The sequence below is a fragment of the Mucilaginibacter sp. BGA-UO-ETr-C110 genome, from assembly GCF_059567985.1.
Genome location: NZ_JCAQPB010000002.1, coordinates 5,331,091 through 5,352,456, shown reverse-complemented (window position 1 = coordinate 5,352,456; position 21,366 = coordinate 5,331,091). Strand labels below are relative to the sequence as shown.

Below are 21,366 nucleotides of genomic sequence, written 5' to 3'. Positions count from 1 at the left end.
CGCAATTGTTGTAATAGCTTACCGCTGAATTATGATACCGCTACCATAACAAACACCCTGCATGAGCCCGATCAAAAATTAGGATCGAAATTAAAATAGATGGGGTTTGACAAACCCACCATATTGCCGCTTAGTGCCATTGACCCGGGAACTTGCGGATATGCGGTTGGCGGACCTTGCACTTCCACACGATAGTAGCTACGGCCCTGCGCCTGCGGCGTGTCGGTAAACTCCACCGAAGCTGTTTTGCCGCTTACCTGGAAAGTGCCGAATTTGTCGCCATTTTTTATGACGTTAACCGTATAGGTGGAGTCGGCAACGGTTTTCCCGGTTAACCGAACCTGGAATTTCACAGGCTTGCCAGTAGCTTTGGTATTATCGCCCATCATCATATCCATTTTACCATCCTGATCAATATCAGCGTAAAACTCAACCCTGGGCGCATATGGATTTGAACTTACGCAAACCCGGCCGTTAGTAAGGGCATCTATTACAGCTTGCGAGGTGCGTGCCGTGGCAAATACCCAGGTGGTAGGCGTGCCTACATAATTGGCCTTGGCCTGGTAGGTGTTTTTTGTCGGTTGCTCTGTTCCTTCGGGTGTGCCATGATGTGCATCGCTGCCTCCCCTGCCGGTTAGTTTACGACCAGAGGAAAGCATATCATCCCAGATCATGATGGCGTTGGCGTTTTTTGACCAGATGGCCGAGTTCCAGACTTCGATGGAGTTAACCATATCGTATGAATATCCAAAATGGTCCTTCCCGCTTGGGTGATTGGCCGATAGGTGGATCCCCAGCTCTTTTTTGACAGCGCCAACCACCACATCGCGCTGGTCGCGCACGTCATACAGCCGTTGGTGATCATAGGGTTTGGCCGAAAACGCGTTACCATGGCCGCGAACGGTGGTCCACTCTGCGCCATACAGCAGCAATATCGAGTCCGACTTAAACTCAGGGTCGGCCCAGGTGTTATGCGCTACGTCGCCATTCACGTGGTTATCATGATCGGTGATGCAGATATAGTCGATACCCACCGCTTTAGAAAAAGCGAGGATCTTAGCGATGGAATTGTTTGATGATTCTTTACTGTGGCGGGAGTGTACATGCAATTCGCCTTTAAGCCATACGCCTTTGCTCAGGCTGGCAATTGGAGGCAATACCTCAGGAGTAACGGGAGCCCAGGGATTGCTATGGGCTGATGGTGATAGAGTCTGTGCATAACTGCTGGAGCAGGCCAGGAAGATGACTAATGCAGTACCAGAAATGCGCTTGAATAGCGGGCTGCCGGGATGAAATTTTTGTAAAAAGGTGCTCATTTGTATTAATATCTAACCATTTATGGTATTTGGGTGCCAACTTACACCACTGATATTAGCAAATTGTTAAAGGCGGGAAAATGCAGTATAAATGTGACAAAGGTAGTAGGATAAATAATGTTAAAAAAGTGGTGTCACCCTGAGCCTAGTCGAAGGGGGCGCGTAGAGGCCCTTACACTATGCTTCGACGGCGCTCAGCATGACACTCCTCCTGGAATCGAAGTTTTTTATGAGCTATTACCCCTACAAAAGCTTCTGCTGCACGGCGGCCATCAACAATTCGGCGGTATTTTTTACTTCAAATTTTTGCAGCAGGTTTTTTCGGTGCGTATCAACCGTTAGGGGGCTCAGGAATAGTTCGGTGGCAATGGTTGCAGTGGTTTTACCCTGGGCGAGTAACTGCAAAATTTGCTTTTCTCTTTTGGTGATGGATGCCACCTCATTAAGCCCGGCTTTTGACGGACGGCCCATAATCTCTTTGGCCTCCCGGCTAAAAGTGATCAATCCATGCAGCGCTTCCTGTATGCAGGTGAGCAATTCATCGGGCGATACATTTTTTAATAGATAACCACTGGCCCCACTCTGCAGCATTTGCAGCATAATGCTCCGCTCGGTTTGATTGCTCAGACCAAGCACAATAGTTTTGGGCGAAATTTTCTTGATCTCTTTACACAATTCAATGCCATTGGCATCGGGTAAACTTATGTCCAGAAATACCAGGTCTACCTCGTTCTGACTTAAAAAGGAGATAAACTCCCGCCCTTTTGTAAAACTTACAGTGGTATAAATAGCCGTTTCGGGTTTTAACAATGATTTTAAACCCTCAATCACCATCGGGTGATCATCAACAATGGCGAGTATAATTTTATCCTGCTGCATTCAATTCAATGTTAATAGTGGTCCCTTCGTTGATCACCGATTCTATATCCATTTTCCCTTTCAGGTAATCCACCCGGTTCTTGATATTACTAAAGCCAATTCCCTCGGCGTTTAAACCAGCCGTGGTATCAAATCCAATACCGTTATCTTCAATGGTTATTAAAAATATCTCGGCATTCTGGCTGCATTGCAATATGATTTTACTAGCCTGCGCATGCCGCACCGCGTTTGATAAAAGCTCCTGCACAATACGATAAATGTTAGCCTGGATAGCCGCCGGCATATCTTTCCGGATATCATAGGCCTGAAATTTGATCTGCGTCTGATCGCTCATCAACGATTCGCACAAGTCGCGCAGGGCGGTTTCCAGGCCCAGGCGCAGCAAGCTTTCGGGCATCATGTTACGGGCTATGCGCCGCAGCTCGGTTACCGAATGGTCCAGTTGCTGTATCACCCCATCAAGTTCCTGGTGCCCGCCCGCTTTGGCCTGCCCCGAAAGTTTTATTTTAATACCCGAAAGCATACCCCCCAGGCCGTCATGCAGATCGCGAGCTACGCGCTGCCGCTCCTGCTCTTCGCCCGTAAGCATGGCTTGCGTAAATTTTAATTGCTGCTGCTGTTCTATTTCTTTGAGTTGTTGCTGATGATTTAACTCCTTCTGTTGCGCCAGTTTTTTACTGTTGCGATAATAGTAGATCAAAAACGCCGTAATGATCAGCAAGGTAATACTGGCTATGCCGAGCAACCAGTTGGTAAGTACCGCTTTTTGCCTGTCGGCCTCCAGCTTGGTGATCTTTTTCTGCTTTTCGGCGGTTTGGTATTTGATGTCCAGCGCATTTATTTTGGCCTGCAGGGTGCTCCGCGAAAGACTATCGTTCAAAGCAGCGTACCGTTTCATCCAGTCATAGGCGGCGGCTTTATCCTTCAGGTCTTCGTTGGTTAATGCCAGACAATAAAATAGCTGTGAACGGTTAGCCGCCTGAGTCATATACGGGTAGCGGTGGGTAAGGTCGAGCGCCACATCTTTTGCTTGCTTAAAGTCCTTTTTATTATAAAGGGCATAAAATTTTTGCATCAGCAAGCGCTGCTCGGGGTAAGCCTGCCCGAGTTTTTGCGCCAGCGCAATACCCTTGCCAATTACGGCAAGTGATTGTTCGTACTGCTCAGCTATGGTAAGCCGCATGCCTTCGCCGGCATAGTAATCAAGCCAGGCGTCGGAGTCGGGATAGGGTTGCAGTAAAACCCGCATACTATCCAACATAGCAGCGGCTTGTTTGGATTTGCCCGAAAGCGAATAGTTTTCGGAAATGGTATGATAAGCTGATGCCAGGTATGATGACGATCCGGGAGCGTTTTTCAATGTTTTGATAGCAAGGATCAGGTATTCATCTGCCTTTTTAAAATCCGTTAGGTTTTTAAATGCAAAAGCAACATCCAGGTAAATTTTACCAAGATAAGCCCGGTCGCCGGCTTGTTTGGCCAGTGGGGCTGCTTTGTTCAGCATGATGTTTACGTAGTTCTCAAGGTCGTCACTGGTAAATTGCAGCATCCGGGCATAATCATGCCAGCATTTAGCCCGTACAGAAAAAGCGTCGACCGTTTTAAACGATTGCAGCTCCTTATCGGCCTGTAAAAACATTTTGGCGGCAGAATCTGCGTAGTGAGCAGGCATGGCCCCGGCTCGATAAACCAACGAAACAGACCGCAGATATTTATTCCCTCCGGCGTACTTCACTCCTTGTTGCAAATTCTGACGGGACTTTGTGGTATCTGCCGTGCGGATAAAATAATCGGATAGCAGGAAATAGCTCCGGGCTTTCGCGCTATCGGATACAGCGCTGTTTAAGGATCGGTGGATGCTATCGGCATAATGCTTTCCGTTGAGGGGGAGCTGCGCCCTGCTGCCCATGGCAATAGCCATAAAAATAATAAAGCTGTAATATGTTTTCATTTGGTTTGTGATAACCGGTGGTAGATGAAGGATTATTAGGGGCCTAAATTTAATGGTAATGTTTTCTTTTATCCAAATACCTCCACGAAATTTCCTTTATGCAAAGTTGAATTATTTGCAAAACATTAAAAATACCTAACTATAGGTATAAAAAAATACCGGATATACCCGATTGATTGGTTTTGCAACCCGGCCTACTTTTGAAACGCCTACTCCCTAACATGGCACCCGCCGACAAAAAGATTGAAAATGCTTTGAGGAATGAATGATAAATAAGAACAATTAACCCGATTAGGAAAACAGGCCTGCCTATATCCAATAATACTATGGATACAGAAAAATTTATAATTAATCAATCACAAACAATTTAAAAACAACTCTTATGAAAAAAGCAATTTTATGGGTAAACCTGCTTACCCTTGGTCTATTTATTTTTAGCGGATGCTCTAAAAAGAAAGATGACCCCAATCCATCCGCAAACCAAAAACACATGAAGTTTTCGATAACCACCACCGGTCTTACGGCGGCCGATAATTTTACGGTGCAAGTTTCAGGAAGCGATGTACAAACATCAACCACAACCATCTATAAAGTAAACGGGGTAGCCCAAAACAATCAACGGGGCATCGAAATTACTAATGCGCAATTCAGGGCCGGGAAAGTAGTAATTGAAACCATTGTACCACTATATGTAAGTAGTGTTACCGTAATCGGTGACGGTGCCGACGGTCATACGTTTTCGTATAAACTGGAACCGGAAGTTGATGGAAAACCGCGGGCTGTCATCAATAAAACAATTACTCCGGCATCTTATTCGGATTCATTTCAATATACTGCCGATAATTAACGAAACAGCCTATCCTTATCAATAACAACATCTTTATCTTAAAAACCCCGGACGCGAGGCCCGGGGTTTTTTATTTGATGGAAAAAGCCTTTGGCGGATATAGGTCTTTTTTTAGTTCCCTTCCCTGGGGGTGGGGTTTATTGAATTGTTGTTTGACCAGTTGCTGAGCCGACCCTTCCGGTCTGCGCTTCGCTGGACCGCCCTCTCCTCACCTCTTTCTCTTCAAGCGTCATTGCGAGGTACGAAGCAATCTCTACACAGGCCGGTCAACTATTCATGTTTGCTCTGTACAGCATAGAGATTATTAATGTTGTGTTTGTTTTTCATGGAATTAATGAGCTTCCTCCGGTCGGTTGTCTTCGTACCTCGCAATGACGCCCGTAATAATTTCCCCATCCCCTCGCTAAAATCTCAATTTTTTAAAACCATCACCCCGATTTTTTATTAATCTGTTATAAAAGGAGATTTTTTGCTTTAATTTGTTCACTATGTTTAAAACCCGACTTGTACTGCCATTTCTGGCATTAATAGCCCTGGGCTTCAACGCCAAAGCACAACAAACCGACTCCCTGAAGCGCGACACAGTTAAAATTGATACCGCGCAGATCAATAAACTCCGGATAGATTCCCGTAAAAACGCTATCCCAACCCGCGTACGGCCTGTTCAGCTGCAAAGGGCCCAGGTGCCATTAACCATGTTGGATTATAAGGTGAACTACTGGAAAAAGGCCATCACCTTTGGGTTGAATTTTAGCCAGTCGGCTTTTAGTAATAACTACGCGGCGGGTGGTGTTAACGCGGTGGCTTTAGGTACCAACTTTATTTACCATACCGAATATAATAAAGCTCCTTTTAGCTACGTATCCGAGTTGAACCTGCAATATGGCGTATCCAAAAACAAAGGCCAGGGCAAACGCAAAACCAACGACCGTATTTACTTTGACAACAAGATTGCCTCGCAATTATCCAAACATTGGTACCTATTTGGATCGTTAACCTTTGAGTCGCAATTTGATAAAGGCTATAATTATGTGGATAATGGCAACGGCACTTTTAGCTCTCAGTATATCTCCAATTTTATGTCGCCGGGTTATTTAACCGAGGCGTTGGGTTTTGAGTATAAGCCAACCGGTTATTTTGATCTGCGTTTAGGTACTGGTACGGCCAGGCAAACTTTTGTGCTTGATCATGACATTCACCATTTCCAAACAGATAACTATGGTGTGGATACGCTGAAGACGGTAAAAAACGACCTTGCATTTCAGATTGTAGCCTTGTTTGATAAGGATATCATGAAAAATATCCATTTAAATACGCGTTACGCCCTGTTTATCCCTTATGGCGAATCAACGAAATTTATAACCCATCGTATCGATATGGTTTTATCGGCTCGTGTAAACAGGCTTATCAACGTAACCATTAACGGCACCATGCTTTATGATAGGCATACCCAAAAAGATGTACAGGCAACAGAGGGCCTGGCGCTGGGGATGTTGTATAAGTTTCCGTAAATAGAATAAATTTCGTATATTTGATATGCAACAACAGCCCGGTTCCCAAACAAAGGAAACCGGGCTGTTCTGTTAAAGAGAAAAAGAAGCCAAAAATCGACCGTTTGGTATATAGTTATTTGATAATCAGTAAATTAATACTTTTTAAAGTTTCAAAAACCACTCAAAACCGACTTGAAATTTGTTAAAAAGTGTTAAAATGGGGTGTTTTGAACGAATTTTGAGCTGTTTTTACCCCGTTTTTGAGCAGAAAAGTGTTAAAATTTGAGGTTTAAAAAGTTTTTGTTGACCTGATGTAAAAGCTCTTTTCAAAATGCGTGTTCAGGGTCAAAATAATTCAACGGATATATTTCAAAATCATACCTTTGTAACCTTTAAAGATTAAAGTACTGTATAATAATGTTTGAAAATCTTTCGGATAAACTCGACAGGGCGTTCAAGGTCCTGAAGGGTCAGGGAACTATTACTGAGATAAACGTGGCCGAAACCATGAAGGAGATACGCAAAGCCCTTCTGGATGCCGACGTTAACTATAAAACCGCCAAAGCCTTTACCGATGACGTAAGGCAAAAAGCACTGGGGCTGAATGTATTAACAGCCGTTTCGCCAGGCCAACTGCTTACCAAGCTCATGAACGATGAGCTGGCCGAGCTGATGGGCGGCACTACTGCCGAGCTTACTTTCCCGGCTACGCCAACCATCATCCTCATTGCAGGTTTGAATGGTGCGGGTAAAACAACATTTACCGGCAAACTGGCCAACTACTTAAAAACACAAAAAAACAAAAAACCATTACTGGTTGCTGATGATATTTACCGTCCCGCGGCTATTGACCAGCTGGAAGTATTAGGCCAGCAGATAGGTATCCCCGTTTATGCCAACCGCGAATCAAAAGATCCGATAGCTATTGCCCGTGAGGGTATTGCCCTGGCCAAACAGAACGGCCACAATGTGGTGATCATTGATACCGCCGGTCGTTTAGCTATTGACGAGGCCATGATGGTGGAGATTGAGCAGGTAAAAGCAGCGGTTAATCCGCATGAGATCCTGTTTGTGGTGGATTCTATGACCGGTCAGGATGCGGTGAACACCGCCAAGACATTCAATGACCGTTTGGACTTTACCGGTGTGGTTTTAACCAAGCTGGATGGTGATACTCGTGGTGGTGCCGCCTTATCGATCAAATCGGTAGTGAACAAGCCGATCAAATTTATCGGTACCGGCGAAAAAATGGAAGCGCTGGATGTTTTCCACCCCGATCGTATGGCCTCCCGGATCCTGGGCATGGGCGACGTGGTATCACTCGTAGAACGTGCGCAGCAGCAGTTTGACGAGAAGGAAGCCGCCGAACTGCAAAAGAAGATCCGCAAGAACAAGTTTGATTTTAACGATTTTTACAGCCAGATACAGCAGATCAAAAAAATGGGTAACATGAAAGATCTGATGGGTATGATACCAGGTGTAGGCAAAATGATGAAGGATGTGGAGGTTGACGATAATGCTTTTAAAGCCATCGAAGCCATCATCCAATCCATGACCCCCTTTGAAAAAGAAAACCCTGAAAATATTAATCAAAGCCGCCGTACCCGTATAGCCAAAGGCTCCGGTACCGATCTGGCCGAGGTAAACCGCCTCATGAAGCAATTTGACGACATGAAAAAGGTGATGAAACAAATGAGCAACCCGGCAGCCATGGCCAGCATGATGCGCCGTATGCCTAAAATGTAAATTATTAACCCCGCCTCTTTGGCGGGGTTTCCCAAGACAAAAAAATTCCCTTGTCGCAGCTTTTTTCGGGTTATACCATAGCCATATACCTAAATGTGTATTTTTAGTAAAATATGAGCAATGAAAAAGCTATCCGTCATTTTACTTTTGTTTTTTACCGGCCATGCATTTGGGCAAACTATTTCGGTAGCTCAAAACCTGCATAGTGAGGTAGCAGAGCCACTCAGATCCCGGATCATAACTTCGCTGGACAGTCTGTTTGCCAAAATAGAAACCAATAAACTAGGCGGGAACGAGGTTTCAAAAGATAAAGCAGCGCTTAGCATTTCGATCCTGAAATCGTTAAAAACAGAACCGAATGCTGTTCCGGATCACAAAGAACTAATCAATTTATACCCGGTTTCAGGCTGGCAATATTTTGTAACCGTAGCCATTACAAGCAGAGATAATCAATTAAAAACTATTTTTAATTTGATAGCCCTGGATGAGGAAAAACAGATCACTTTTACGTTGCCTGTTAATTACCTCACACGTACATGGAAGACCAAAACCGTTGGTCGTATTATTTACCATTATCAGGATAAGCTTAATGTTGCGCGGGCGAAAAGGTTTAACCAAAACAATGCGCTTATTGCTCAAAGACTAGGCTTGTCGCCCGAAGTAATGGATTTTTATATGTGTGCCAATTATCAGGAAGTGTTGCAGTTGCTGGGATACGAATATGACCGGGCATCAAATGGCAAAACCAAAGATGGTTATGGTGTTGATGGGAACTGTATTTTTTCGATCATGAACAATGAAGATTTTTCGCATGACGCCTTTCATTATTACGCAGCGAAGATCAGGACTGGCTCCCGTAACTCGGCCGCCGAAGAAGGCATTGCTTATAGTTGGGGCAACGCGTATTACACCGATGAAAACGGCGAAATGATATTACAAAAACAACTGGTTGAACAATTAAAACAATATGTGCGACAGCGTCCGCAGGTAAATTTATACGATCTGTTTACCACCAACCCGGTGGTCTTTAACTCAATGGCAAAGGTACGGTCGGTAATTGCGGGTTTAATAGCGGATGAAGTGGAACAAAAAAAGGGTATGCCGGGAATCATAGCGCTGATCAATTGTGGCAAGGGCGATGAGAATTATCTGTCGGCAATTGATACTTTAATAGGGATCAACAAAGTGAATTTTGATACCAGGGTTAGGGCATTATTAAAATAGTATATCACCAACAGGTAACATCGTTTTTAAATATAAACCGGGAGCTGTTTGGCCGTTTTTTTATTTTAGTTTTGTGTAACACACGATGCTATCTTCCATTTAAAATATATGCGTAAAACGATACTATCTTCGGCCCTTTTAATTTTAAGCATGGCCGCCCAAGCACAAGTTCCCGGTGCAGTTATTGATGTACAGCACTATAACTTTGCCCTGCAATTAAGCGATGCTGATAATAACATCAAGGGGCAGGCTACGGTGGACGTTAAATTTTTGAAGAACACTTCAATATTTAACCTCGATCTGGTTAAAAAGAATGCTGAAGGTAAAGGGATGCAGGTATCATCAGTTACCGAAAAAGGAAAGAAACTCAAGTTTGTACAGGATAGCGCTGCGGTTAAAATATATACAAACGCCAAAACAGGCAGCCTGCACAGCTATAAGATAAGTTATGCTGGTGTTCCTGCCGATGGCTTGATCATATCCACCAATAACTTTGGTCACCGCACTTTTTTTGGGGATAACTGGCCAAATCGGGCCCATAACTGGCTGCCCTGCGTAGATGTTCCGGCCGATAAAGCCTCGGTTGATTTTGTGGTAACCGCGCCCGATCATTACCAGGTAATATCCAACGGCCTGAAAATAAAAGAGCAGCAATTACCTAATCATTTGAAACTAACGCACTGGCACGAGGCCGTTGTACTGCCCACCAAGGTAATGGTAATAGGTGTCGCCGCTTTTGCTATTGATCACCCGGGCGATGCAGGGAATATCCCGGTGTATACTTATGTGTTCCCGGAGAGTAAGGAGGCAGGCTTTAAAAGCTATGCTGTGGCCAAAGATATACTGCCGTTCTTTATAAAAAATGTTGGTCCGTTCAGTTATGAAAAACTGGCCAATGTGCAATCAAAAACGATATTTGGGGGCATGGAGAATGCCAGCGCGATTTTTTACTTTGAAGAATCGGTAACCTCGCCGGGTATTGAAGAGTTAATGGCGCACGAAATTGCCCATCAATGGTTTGGCGATGGTGCCAGCGAAAAAAGTTTCTGGCACCTTTGGCTCAGCGAAGGTTTTGCTACCTACATGACCAATCTGTACCTGGAAAATAAATATGGCACCGATACGCTGAAAAAACGCCTGATAGCCGATCGTAAAAAGGTGCTTCAGTTTGAGAAAAAACGACTTACCCCGGTAGTGGACAGTGCGGTGAAAGGCGACTATATGCAGCTGCTTAATGCCAACAGTTACGAAAAAGGAAGCTGGGTATTGCACATGCTTCGCCGCAAATTGGGTGATGACCTGTTTTGGAAAGGCATACAAAACTATTATGCCAAATACCGTGGCAGTAATGCCAATACCGATGATCTGCGCCGGGAAATGGAACAGGTTAGCGGCCAGGATCTGAAACCCTTTTTTAACCAATGGCTTCGCAAGGCCGGGCACCCGGATCTGAACATAAGTTGGCATTATGATGCAGACAAAGGATTGGTTAGTATCAGTGTTGAGCAAAAGCAGGATAATTTATATGAGTTCCCGTTGGATGTTGCTATTAACGGGGAGGTATTCCATATTCAGGTAAAAGATAAAACCACTTCGGCCCAGGTCTCGGTAAAAACAAATCCCGACGCTATCGTGGTCGATCCCAATGTAAATGTATTAGCCTCATTTAACATTGTGGCTCAATAGTTCAATACGGAAAAGGTAGAAAAGTTCTTTATTTCCCCTTGATTTATAAGAATTTATAATTATCATTGTGTTAAACAAACACAATGATAATTATAGAAAAGATCTTGTTTTAAACAGACCAATTCTGTTATCCAGCCCCTGCTTATCTGTAGTATCATTCCTGGTTGTTGTTCGGCTTTCTACAAGCCATGATTTATAAACCAATTATACTAAACCAGATAAGTTATGAAAAAACGTTCCACACTTTGGGCTGTTTTAGTCCTATGCCTGTTGCCTGTTTATGGATGGTGCCAGGGCAATAGCGGCGACGCCATTTTAGCCGGAAAAGATATCGCAGTAACCAGTACCGACAACGGGCAGGTTCGTGGATATATCCATACTGGCACTTTTACCTATAAAGGCATTCCCTATGCTAAAGCACAGCGATTTATGGCGCCAGAAAAACCTGCGTCGTGGTCGGGAGTTCGCGCGTCCCTGACGTATGGAGCAGTTTGTCCCATAGATCCTACCACCACCGTAAATGATCTGTTGGAGTTTGGTTTTAACCACAACTGGGGCTATATGAATGAGGATTGCCTGAAGCTTAATGTTTGGACACCCGGTATCAATGATCAAAAGAAACGCCCGGTAATGGTTTGGCTGCACGGTGGTGGCTTTAGCGCCGGCTCTGCTATTGAACTTCCCTCCTACGATGGCGAAAATCTGAGCAAAAAGGGCGATGTGGTGGTGGTATCTATCAATCACCGCTTAAACTTATTGGGTTTCTTAAACTTGTCGGCCTATGGCGATAAGTATAGGGCTTCGGCCAATGTGGGCATGATGGATATTGTATCGGCCCTGCAATGGGTAAAACAAAACATCGCCAGCTTTGGCGGCGATCCGGATAATGTAATCATCTTTGGCCAATCAGGCGGTGGTGCCAAAGTAGGCACGCTGATGAACGCGCCATCGGCAAAAGGCTTGTTTCAAAAAGCTATTGTGGAAAGCGGCAGCTACCGCAGCGATTTTATGGCGGCCGATGTTTCTAAACGCATTGGTGCGGCTGTGCTGGAGGTATTGAATCTGCAACCCAGCCAGGTTGACTCATTGCAATCCATGCCTTATGAGCGTTTGAGCGCGGCTTGTAAAAAAGCTTTTGTAAAAGTGCAGCAACAGTTAAAAGCTGAAGGTAAGCCTGTTGGTGGATTCGGACTGATGTGGGAGCCGAGTATTGATGGTAACTTTTTGCCCTATAATATGACAGACCCGGCGGCTATCGAGCTTTCCAAAAATATACCGTTGTTAGTAGGGTCTACCAAAAATGAATTTATGGCCTCGCTCATCAACCCGGCTATCGCGGGTTTTTCTTTGGATGAGGCTAAAGCGTATCTACAGAAAAAATATGGCGACAAAACCGACGCTTATATGGCCGAAGTTAAAAAGGCATATCCAAACACCGTAAAACCAGCCGATTACATTGATATCGACCTGACTACCTTCCGACCAGGAACAGTGCGACAGGCTAATGCCAAATCGGTGGTACCTGGAGGCGCTCCTGTTTATATGTACCAGTTTGCCTGGCAGTCGCCGGTGATGGATGGTATGTACAAATCGGTACATTGTATGGATATTGCTTTTCAGTTTAATAATATCAGTCGTTGCGAGGAGTTTACAGGAGGTGGAAAAGAGGCCTACTCGTTAGCAGCTAAAATAAGCCAGGCCTGGATAAATTTCGCGCGTACTGGAAACCCCAATGCAAAAGGTTTACCTAATTGGCCCGCATATACCGAAAAAAATGGAGCAGCTATGGTGTTCGATAACCAGTCGGAAGTAAAATATCACCATGACCAGGTATTGTTACAGATGGCCGCTGCTAAATAATAGTTGACATTTTTTACTGATCATTAAAGATTAATTGCAACAGTTTCATTTTTCAGGTGAAAAGGGTATTTATTTAATAAAAATAGAGGATTGATAAAAAATATTTGTTTTGGCGCAATAAAATTCTGAAAAAATGCGTTATTTCGATATATAATATTACCAAACGCCATTATTAACCTTAAACCAACGACCTATGAACACTGCAAGATTTTATAAATCCGTGTATGTAAGCTTTTACAGATGGAGTTTCAAAAATTTCGGTCAGGGTAGTTTACCCCGCTTTAATTCGCTTTTTGGGCTGAATTTTTTGCTCATTATCTTGTTAACCACTTTGATGTTGATCGCACAGCTTTGTTTAAAATCGAGCTGGTTTAATGTTAATCCTATGTCCGGCACATTTATATTGCTGGGGGCAGTTGGCGCGCTTCTGTTAAACTATTTTATATTGTTAAACAATAAGCGGTTTAATAAACTCAATATCGCCTTTGAAAAAATAAGCAAACACCATCAAAAAGCATGGTCGGTTATGATACTGGCCTGTGTAATTGCATCCTGCGGGTTTTTGATGGTTATTGCACGGGTAGCCTAATTCAAGATCACAATATGCGCCTGTCATCTTTGTACCAGCAGATGACAGGCTTTTTTGTGCACTTATTTAATATCTCACCTCTTTCTTCTGCTGATTAAAAATATTTATCTTACGCATTGAATAAACTTTATCACAGTGTTGGTTAAAACTTTTGGCAGTGCGGTTTATGGTATAGAGGCTATTACCATAACAGTTGAGGTAAATATAGCGGCGGGAACCAAATATTTTATAGTTGGCCTGCCTGATGTTGCCGTAAAGGAGAGCTATTTCCGGATTGAATCGGCGCTTAAAAATACGGGTTTCCGGATGCCCCGGCAGCAGGTGGTCGTAAATATGGCTCCGGCGGATATCAAAAAAGAAGGATCATCCTATGATCTTACCATTGCCACGGCCGTTTTAGCAGCCTCAGGCCAATTGGAGCCGGAAAACCTGGATAAGTATATCATCATGGGCGAATTGTCGTTGGATGGAAGCCTGCAGCCTATTAAAGGAGCACTTCCTATTGCTATACAAGCCCGTAAAGATGGTTTTAAAGGATTTATTCTTCCCAAACAAAACGCCCGCGAAGCAGCCATTGTAAACGACCTGGAGGTTTATGGAGTGGATAACATTAAAGAGGTTGCAGGGTTTTTTAATGGCGACCTGAACCTTGAGCCCGAGAAGGTAAATACCCGTGAGGAGTTCTATAACAGCCTGAGCAATTACGATAGTGACTTTAGCGAAGTGAAGGGACAGGAAAACATCAAACGCGCACTGGAAATTGCAGCGGCTGGTGGCCATAATGTGATACTGATTGGTCCGCCGGGAGCGGGTAAAACGATGTTAGCCCGTAGATTGCCTTCTATTTTGCCTCCGCTGAGTTTATATGAATCATTAGAGACCACCAAGATCCATTCCGTAGCTGGCAAATTGGCTGCGGCTGACGCACTGGTTACCATCAGGCCATTTCGATCACCGCACCATACCATTAGTGATGTGGCATTGGTTGGTGGTGGCGGTAATCCCCAGCCCGGCGAAATCTCGCTGGCTCACAACGGCGTATTGTTTTTGGATGAATTACCCGAATTTAAACGCAGCGCCCTGGAGGTAATGCGTCAGCCGCTCGAAGAACGGCGGGTAACTATTTCAAGAGCCAAGTTTACAGTCGATTATCCATCGAGCTTTATGCTGGTAGCCAGTATGAACCCCTGCCCTTGCGGTTATTATAATCACCCCGAAAAAGAATGCATTTGTCCGCCCGGGATGGTACAGAAATATCTGAGTAAGATCTCCGGTCCGCTGCTGGACAGGATCGACCTGCATGTAGAAGTGACACCGGTAAATTTCAGTGAACTATCCTCTGACCGGGCTGCCGAAAAAAGCGAGCTGATCCGCGAACGGGTGATAGCAGCCCGGGAGATACAGATAGAACGCTTTGGCAACCGCCAGGACCTACATGCCAACGCGCAAATGAGCCCTCAAATGGTTCGCGACCTGTGTAAGATAGACGTTGCCGGACAAACCTTGCTCAAGAGAGCCATGGAAAAACTGGGCCTCTCTGCCCGGGCGTACGACCGGATCCTGAAAGTATCCCGCACCATTGCCGATCTGGCCGGCAGCGAAGAGATTAAACTGGAGCACCTGGCCGAGGCTATCCATTTCCGGAGTTTGGATCGGGAAGGTTGGGCTGGATAGCTGAAAGCATAATGACTTCGGGCCATTATACCGAAGTCATTATGCGGGATTAATTAGATTGCCTGGTCAACATACACCTTTTGTATCCTTATGGAGGAGTTGTTGGTTAGGTCGTTATTCCAAAAGGTAAGGGCTAAAGCGGAAACACTAACGTTGCTATAAAGCTGATAAATTGTTGGAGTTGTAGTTAGCGCAACAGTACTTTGGGTGATAACGGTTGTCCCGTTTAACCGCTGATAGTTTAATACTTGTCCGGCAGTGTCTGCATAGCAGCAGATATAGATATTCATTAGGCCGGTTACACCCGGTCTGAATGTTATTGATGACCCATATGCGGCTATAGGTGGCATGATAAACTCGTTATTGATACATTTTAGTGTTAATCCGTAATTGTTATTTGTAAGGCCATCCGTTGATGGGGTTGCGAGATAAACACAGTTGCTGGATAAAGGCAGTTGCTTTTGAGAGTTAAAGGGGGCTCCATCTTCTCTTGAATTCCCTGAATATATAAATACGGCTTTTATTAATGGGTTATACCAATATGGATATCCACCAGCATTCAAAAACAAGCTTCCCATTGTGACGCCTCTGGTAAAATTATTTCTTATTGTAACTAAACAAGAAACGGTTATAGCGGAAAAGTCAAGCCAATACGTTGCAATGCCTGATGCCACATCAACCCGGTTATCGGTAACACATACCTGGTAAGAGGGGGGTAAAAACTTCAATACACTATTCATTGTCGGGCCTGTCGGAATCCGTTCAAACAAATTGTATTCAATTTTAGGATCCAGATCGCTGGATATAATATAACTACCTCCCCTTGCTGATAAAATATCGTTGTGAGAAACTAATGTTTGTGAGCCAAAAGTAGTATGACTAATTAAGTTAATAGCTGCTACTAATGGAGAAAATATGCGATTGTTGCTGATAGTACATAAATCACTTCCCTGAAAATCTATGCCGGTATCGAAATTCTGAACAGAACATTTATTAATTACGCCATCAAAACATTTTGACCATTGAATGCCTATTCCTCCATTAGCTGTAGTTGTATTATTGGTGCCCGAAATATTAACCTCCTCGATGTAAGGACGCATAACATAACCTTGCTGTGAATCACTGCCATCACTAAAGCCTTTAGCAACATCATTAATTTTGATTCCGCTGTATCCATGAATTTGTAGTTTGAAAAATTTGGGGGCTTCGTAAGTACCCAGACCAGCAGGCGCCTGGTAATAAAAGGCAAAATCAGTAACAGAAGATGTTATAATGGAGGAGTTCATCCCATCGCCCGTTACTGTAATACTATCGGGTAATATAATGGTCGCGGATATAGCATAATTTCCTGCCGGAAAATATAAGATACTTTTACCGGTAGCTCCTACTGCCTTTTGTATAGCTGCGGTATTATCGGTCCCTGAAATTCCAAACCATCTTACATTTACAGGACCTGAATATACCCTTTTCCAAACCCCTGTACTTGAAGTCCCATTGTACAGGATAATAGTGCCATCGTTATCGGTTACGCCGGTAAGGCTGCTGTCCCAAAAGAAAATACCTTCACCGCCATCACCTATAGATGAATAGCCTTGAACAAATACAAATTCACTCCCGGATGTATACGGAAGTGCCCTTAGTGTTGAATAATTTAATGTGAACATAATTGATAGGTTGAAAAGTTATTGTGATATAAATTTATAAAGCAATTGAGTCAGATCCATTCACGAAACCGTTAACAATAGATTATATAATTAGTCAGTCTTAATGTTTAGGTTACCCGTGGTTATCAGACCAATAAAAAACGCGTCATTGCTTATAATATTATAAGCGATGACGCGTGATAAAAAGGCTATAATAGCTTAGCGCTTAACCTACATCCCCCGCTGCCGCAAGTGTCTCGCTTGTGGTAAATAGAACAGATGTAAAACCGTTAAATTAAACAATTACTTAGCCTGACACCACAAGCGGACGCTTGCGGGAGCGGAGGATATAATTCCATTCTGAGCACGGCGTAAGACCTGATCATTAATCAATGACTCTTCACCGTGCTTAGAAGGGTAATTTCTGGGTTTACACTGTAAACCGTTTTTTTTGATAGGAAATATATTAATCAATTGATTGTCAACTAAATATATAAAAAGAAATCCGAAAAAGTGTAAACCATGTAAACCCACTTTTAAATTTACTTATCCTTCCAAAACTGTAGCCAATGTAGGTTATATCCTCCTTTATTGGCATACACCCTTACTTTATTTACCCCGGCTTTTAGGCGGATGTCTTTTACGGTGATCACCTGCCAGGTTTTAAGACCGCCGGTATTGGGTACCGCGACTTCTTTTGCCTGATCGGCACCGTTTATGTTGAGGGATAGTTTGGCATCATCGGTAGCAGCTGCTACCTTTAGTTTAACCGAGTAAACACCGGCTGTTTTCGCTTGTATGGTGTATTGGGTCCATTCGCCGGTTTCTATGTGATCAACATAAAAGCTGTTGTATGCGGTAGAATCTTTGCTGATGTCCACGCCATCATTACGATAAATTCTGCCATGGTTTCCGATGCCCGGTTTTCCGGAGGTATGGTAATCGGCCGTATCGGTATCAAAATAGGCAAAACCGTTGCGACCAAGATCATAGTCAACCGCATTGATAATAGTGCCGTTAGTTACTCTGTTTGCTTTGAACGGTTTGGTTGCGGTAGTGAACGGCTGCCTGAAAATAGCATCGATCACATCATGGTGAATAATAGCATTCTCTAATTTAGCATGTATGGCCATTTCGAGCGTACCGCTGTATACATTACTTTCCTTGGGTTTGTGTTTACCGGTATTCAGGTAACGTGTTACATCATCATAATTAAGGTTGGATGGGATCTCGATCGGGTTGTTGTTGCCCATCTTTTTCAATGGCCACAGTGCCCAGCCTAAATTATTTTTCTCCAGCAAGCGGATCTCCTCCGTTAGCCATACGTTGGAGTTTTCGCCGGTTTCGCCTACCCAGGCAGGCACGTTATACTGATCACGGGTTTTGATAATATGCTCCACTGATTTTTGATCATTGAAATTCCAGTATTTGTGAAAGCTCAGCACCATGTTTTTGTCCCAGGTGGGGAGTATGCCGTTATAGTTATTCCCCCAGCCATTACCTTCAATAATAATAATATGCTTTTTATCCACCTCGCGAATAGCAGCGGTAATATCCACCATTAATTTGCGCAAAGGGGCATTGGTTTTTTCCTTTAAACCGTTCTTGTCATTGGCCGGATCGTCAAAGCCCCAGTTAGGTTCGTTAATGATATCATAACCGGCAATGTTGGGTTCGTTTTTGTAGCGATCGGCCAGTTTGCGCCAAAGGGCTATCATCTTTTGCTTATTGGCTTCGCTGTCCCACAATGATGGCACATCTGTGTTTCGATCTGATATATTGAGGTCGTTACCCTGGCCACCCGGTGTAGCATGCAGATCAAGGATCAGGTACATGTGATTGGCTTTGCACCAGGCCAGCAGGTCGTCGGTCATTTTAAAACCCTTGTCTATCCAGGTATTTTGCCCGGCGACAGGCTCTTTTTCAATTGGTAAAGTATAAAGGTTATAATGCATCGGTAAACGCACCGAGTTAAAACCCCAGCGGTGCATCGAGTCGATATCTATTTTGCGGGTATTGTTGGCCAGCCAGGTATCATAAAACTCCTTGGTTTCTGCAGCCCCCATCAGATCTTCCAGTCTTTCGCGGATGCGGTACTGGCGGCTATCCTTATTCACATGCAGCATATAGCCCTCCTGCAGCATCCATCCGCCCAGGCCCATGCCGCGCAGCAATACATTTTTGCCGCTTTCGTCCACTATCTTTTTGCCATCTGCCTTTAAAAAGCTTTGGGCGCTACCCTGTAACGAAATAAACGAAATGGGCAAGGCTATAAGGAAAACCTTTACCGATATATTTTTAAAAGTTTGTAATAACATGATATACTTAGGTTATTGGTATAAACAAATAATTAAGAACGCTTACCAGATATAAGTGCCTACAGAGCCCTTATCCAAGGTAGTGATAACAGCTTGACCATTATATTTGATACTAAAAGTCTGCGACGAATCGCTGGTGTTGGCTACAATAAGTACCTTTTTACCATCAGGGGTTTTAAAAGCTACGTTTGGCAGCGTATCAGAATTGTTTGATGCGATACGAACTGAGCCGGGACGAACAAATTTAGATGCGTGTGCTATAGAATAATAAGCCAGGTTACGTTTTACCGCGTTTTTGTCGATAGTTACTGCACCCTGGCACATAGGGCAACCTCCCCGGTCGGTATAGGGTTTATAATCCGGATCGGCGGCCAGGTTCCATTCCAGCACATTGCGGCTCCAGTTACGGGTTGCGCCAATGATCAATCTTTTAACCGGCGAAGCTATGTTGATGGTGGAACTGTTCTCTTTTTCAACCACCATTTGCTCCGTAAAATAAAGGTTTTTATCCGGATGGGCATTGTGCACATCAGTTAACGCCTCAATATCCCCTCCGTATAAATGGAAGCCGGAACCGTCGATATATTTACGGGCGGCAGGGTCATTTAGGATAGAGATAGGATAATCAGGTCGGTCGGCATTATGGTCATAAATAATGATCTTGGTTTTGATGCCAGCAGCCTTAAATGCTGGTCCGAGATTGTTTTTGATAAACTCGCCTTCATCCGGTGCTACCAGTAGTAAGCTGGGGTTATTGCCAGGGTGTAAAGGTTCATTTTGAATGGTGATGGCATCAATAGGTATACCATTAGCTTTCATTCCTTGTATGTATTTCACCAGATATTTGGCATAAGCGCCATAATATTCTGGCTTTAAACGGCCTCCGCGAGTGTCTTCATTGGTTTTCATCCATGCCGGTGGCGACCAGGGCGAGCCTAATATCTTGATGGCAGGGTTGATAGCCAGTATCTGTTTCATCACCGGGATCACATCCTGCTTATCGGCGCCCAGGTCAAAATGTTTCAATGTCGGGTCTGTTTGGCCAGTTGGCATATCATCATAGGAGAACACCTTTTCGTTCAGGTCAGACGCGCCTATGCTCAATCTGATATAGCTTACCCCAATATTATTGCCATTGGTAGCAAACAACTCTTTTAGCAGGGCGGCACGGCTATCCGGGCTCATACGGATAATGTGCATAGCGCTGCCGCCGGTTAATGCAAAGCCAAAACCATCAATAGGCTGGTATGTTTTTTTGTCATCAACGGTGATGGTAAATCCGTTATCGCTCGCTGGTTTAAAGGTTAAAGCCTCTTTTTGCTTTTCAAATAAAACGGATCTGTCGGCTTTGGTTAGCCATAAACTGGCCTGATTCGCCTTTTGCGCGTTGGCTGCAATTGTGGTGCTAAACAGTAACGGCCACAATAAAAGTGATCGGATATTTTTGTTCATAAATTAAAATTTAACAGGAAGCGTAGTGCTGTAAATCGGTTTAAATAAGGCTTAAATTGAATGGTAAATTTATTATTGTTTTCAATATAAAGAGGGATAAATTATTGAGTAACTAATATATTACGAAAGTGTAAAATATACACCACATTGCCCGTTTGATATAATGTTTTTATACCCTATTTAAACACTACAGCAAAAGGAATATAAACCGAAACATTAATTTAACTGCTACGTATATTAATTAGGACTTTAATTATTTGATAGTATTAAATTTTATTTATAGTTTCACTGGAAGTATACGAATGGAAGAACCGCATAAAAAGATCATCATATTTGATGATGATGAAGATATACTTTCTATTTGCAGTTATATCTTAGAAGAGAAGGGATGGGAGGTGCATACTTTTACCGATTGTAATAATATTGTTGATAAAGTTTTGCCGGTTTTACCAGATGTGATATTGATGGATAACTGGATACCAGACGCGGGGGGAATTGTTGCTACCCAAACCCTCAAAAAATCAGAAGAATTAAAGCATATCCCGGTCATATATTTTTCTGCCAATAGTGATATTCAATTATTGGCCAGCCATGCCGGCGCCCAAACTTACCTGGCTAAACCCTTTGATCTGGAAGACCTGGAGCGGGTTATAAGTAATGTATTGACAACAGAGTCAAATTAATGATC

15 protein-coding genes are annotated in these 21,366 nt (G+C 43.7%); 9 read left to right on the top strand and 6 right to left on the bottom strand.

Annotated elements, in window-relative coordinates:
• Nucleotides 1-71: 71 nt before the first annotated feature.
• The 3 genes from AC57BQ_RS23010 to AC57BQ_RS23000 all read right to left on the bottom strand — a co-directional run bounded on the left by AC57BQ_RS23010 (nucleotide 72) and on the right by AC57BQ_RS23000 (nucleotide 4,146).
• Nucleotides 72-1,316, bottom strand: coding sequence for a CehA/McbA family metallohydrolase (locus AC57BQ_RS23010; protein ID WP_496408489.1), 1,245 nt, complete (start codon nucleotides 1,314-1,316; stop codon nucleotides 72-74).
• A 243-nt stretch (nucleotides 1,317-1,559) separates the two neighbouring features.
• Nucleotides 1,560-2,195, bottom strand: a complete 636-nt coding sequence (locus AC57BQ_RS23005) for a response regulator (RefSeq protein WP_496408488.1) — start codon at nucleotides 2,193-2,195, stop codon at nucleotides 1,560-1,562.
• Nucleotides 2,182-4,146, bottom strand: a complete 1,965-nt coding sequence (locus AC57BQ_RS23000) for a sensor histidine kinase (protein ID WP_496408487.1) — start codon at nucleotides 4,144-4,146, stop codon at nucleotides 2,182-2,184. Before AC57BQ_RS23000 ends, AC57BQ_RS23005 begins: the two co-directional genes overlap by 14 nt.
• A 382-nt stretch (nucleotides 4,147-4,528) precedes the next feature.
• Between AC57BQ_RS23000 and AC57BQ_RS22995 the strand changes: the two genes are divergently transcribed.
• The 8 genes from AC57BQ_RS22995 (at nucleotide 4,529) to AC57BQ_RS22960 (ending at nucleotide 15,265) form a co-directional block, all read left to right on the top strand.
• On the top strand, nucleotides 4,529-4,993 hold the full coding sequence (locus tag AC57BQ_RS22995; protein ID WP_496408486.1) for a hypothetical protein: 465 nt from the start codon (nucleotides 4,529-4,531) through the stop codon (nucleotides 4,991-4,993).
• Between the two features lie 488 nt (nucleotides 4,994-5,481).
• On the top strand, nucleotides 5,482-6,504 hold the full coding sequence (locus AC57BQ_RS22990; protein WP_496408485.1) for a DUF3078 domain-containing protein: 1,023 nt from the start codon (nucleotides 5,482-5,484) through the stop codon (nucleotides 6,502-6,504).
• 399 nt (nucleotides 6,505-6,903) lie between these two features.
• Entirely contained in the window at nucleotides 6,904-8,232 is a 1,329-nt protein-coding gene (gene ffh / locus AC57BQ_RS22985) for a signal recognition particle protein (RefSeq protein WP_496408484.1), read from the top strand.
• Between the two features lie 120 nt (nucleotides 8,233-8,352).
• Complete coding sequence (locus AC57BQ_RS22980) at nucleotides 8,353-9,456, top strand: hypothetical protein (protein WP_496408483.1); 1,104 nt, start codon at nucleotides 8,353-8,355, stop codon at nucleotides 9,454-9,456.
• A 108-nt stretch (nucleotides 9,457-9,564) separates the two neighbouring features.
• Nucleotides 9,565-11,142: a M1 family metallopeptidase gene (locus AC57BQ_RS22975; protein ID WP_496408482.1), complete on the top strand. Its 1,578-nt coding sequence runs from the start codon at nucleotides 9,565-9,567 to the stop codon at nucleotides 11,140-11,142.
• 225 nt (nucleotides 11,143-11,367) lie between these two features.
• Entirely contained in the window at nucleotides 11,368-13,002 is a 1,635-nt protein-coding gene (locus AC57BQ_RS22970; protein WP_496408481.1) for a carboxylesterase/lipase family protein, read from the top strand.
• Between the two features lie 193 nt (nucleotides 13,003-13,195).
• Nucleotides 13,196-13,591: a hypothetical protein gene (locus tag AC57BQ_RS22965; protein WP_496408480.1), complete on the top strand. Its 396-nt coding sequence runs from the start codon at nucleotides 13,196-13,198 to the stop codon at nucleotides 13,589-13,591.
• A 135-nt stretch (nucleotides 13,592-13,726) separates the two neighbouring features.
• Nucleotides 13,727-15,265, top strand: coding sequence for a YifB family Mg chelatase-like AAA ATPase (locus AC57BQ_RS22960; RefSeq protein ID WP_496408479.1), 1,539 nt, complete (start codon nucleotides 13,727-13,729; stop codon nucleotides 15,263-15,265).
• A 53-nt stretch (nucleotides 15,266-15,318) separates the two neighbouring features.
• Here AC57BQ_RS22960 and AC57BQ_RS22955 read toward each other — a convergent pair whose 3' ends face one another.
• The 3 genes from AC57BQ_RS22955 to AC57BQ_RS22945 all read right to left on the bottom strand — a co-directional run bounded on the left by AC57BQ_RS22955 (nucleotide 15,319) and on the right by AC57BQ_RS22945 (nucleotide 20,678).
• Nucleotides 15,319-16,929 (bottom strand): right-handed parallel beta-helix repeat-containing protein, encoded by a 1,611-nt coding sequence (locus AC57BQ_RS22955; protein WP_496408478.1) that lies wholly within the window; start codon nucleotides 16,927-16,929, stop codon nucleotides 15,319-15,321.
• A gap of 521 nt (nucleotides 16,930-17,450) precedes the next feature.
• Nucleotides 17,451-19,226: a cellulase family glycosylhydrolase gene (locus tag AC57BQ_RS22950; RefSeq protein WP_496408477.1), complete on the bottom strand. Its 1,776-nt coding sequence runs from the start codon at nucleotides 19,224-19,226 to the stop codon at nucleotides 17,451-17,453.
• Between the two features lie 42 nt (nucleotides 19,227-19,268).
• On the bottom strand, nucleotides 19,269-20,678 hold the full coding sequence (locus AC57BQ_RS22945) for a glycoside hydrolase family 30 protein (RefSeq protein WP_496408476.1): 1,410 nt from the start codon (nucleotides 20,676-20,678) through the stop codon (nucleotides 19,269-19,271).
• A gap of 302 nt (nucleotides 20,679-20,980) precedes the next feature.
• Here AC57BQ_RS22945 and AC57BQ_RS22940 point away from each other — a divergent pair, with 302 nt between their 5' ends.
• Nucleotides 20,981-21,361 carry a response regulator gene (locus AC57BQ_RS22940; RefSeq protein ID WP_496408475.1) on the top strand — a complete coding sequence of 127 codons (381 nt, stop codon included), beginning with the start codon at nucleotides 20,981-20,983 and terminating at the stop codon, nucleotides 21,359-21,361.
• Nucleotides 21,362-21,366: the final 5 nt, after the last annotated feature.

What these genes read in the sequence shown, in the direction of transcription:
- AC57BQ_RS23010 (WP_496408489.1), bottom strand. Translation starts at nt 1,316, where the DNA reads ATGAGCACCTTTTTACAAAAATTTCATCCCGGCAGCCCGCTATTCAAG.
- AC57BQ_RS23005 (WP_496408488.1), bottom strand. Translation starts at nt 2,195, where the DNA reads ATGCAGCAGGATAAAATTATACTCGCCATTGTTGATGATCACCCGATG.
- AC57BQ_RS23000 (WP_496408487.1), bottom strand. Translation starts at nt 4,146, where the DNA reads ATGAAAACATATTACAGCTTTATTATTTTTATGGCTATTGCCATGGGC.
- AC57BQ_RS22995 (WP_496408486.1), top strand. Translation starts at nt 4,529, where the DNA reads ATGAAAAAAGCAATTTTATGGGTAAACCTGCTTACCCTTGGTCTATTT.
- AC57BQ_RS22990 (WP_496408485.1), top strand. Translation starts at nt 5,482, where the DNA reads ATGTTTAAAACCCGACTTGTACTGCCATTTCTGGCATTAATAGCCCTG.
- ffh (WP_496408484.1), top strand. Translation starts at nt 6,904, where the DNA reads ATGTTTGAAAATCTTTCGGATAAACTCGACAGGGCGTTCAAGGTCCTG.
- AC57BQ_RS22980 (WP_496408483.1), top strand. Translation starts at nt 8,353, where the DNA reads ATGAAAAAGCTATCCGTCATTTTACTTTTGTTTTTTACCGGCCATGCA.
- AC57BQ_RS22975 (WP_496408482.1), top strand. Translation starts at nt 9,565, where the DNA reads ATGCGTAAAACGATACTATCTTCGGCCCTTTTAATTTTAAGCATGGCC.
- AC57BQ_RS22970 (WP_496408481.1), top strand. Translation starts at nt 11,368, where the DNA reads ATGAAAAAACGTTCCACACTTTGGGCTGTTTTAGTCCTATGCCTGTTG.
- AC57BQ_RS22965 (WP_496408480.1), top strand. Translation starts at nt 13,196, where the DNA reads ATGAACACTGCAAGATTTTATAAATCCGTGTATGTAAGCTTTTACAGA.
- AC57BQ_RS22955 (WP_496408478.1), bottom strand. Translation starts at nt 16,929, where the DNA reads ATGTTCACATTAAATTATTCAACACTAAGGGCACTTCCGTATACATCC.
- AC57BQ_RS22950 (WP_496408477.1), bottom strand. Translation starts at nt 19,226, where the DNA reads ATGTTATTACAAACTTTTAAAAATATATCGGTAAAGGTTTTCCTTATA.
- AC57BQ_RS22945 (WP_496408476.1), bottom strand. Translation starts at nt 20,678, where the DNA reads ATGAACAAAAATATCCGATCACTTTTATTGTGGCCGTTACTGTTTAGC.
- AC57BQ_RS22940 (WP_496408475.1), top strand. Translation starts at nt 20,981, where the DNA reads ATGGAAGAACCGCATAAAAAGATCATCATATTTGATGATGATGAAGAT.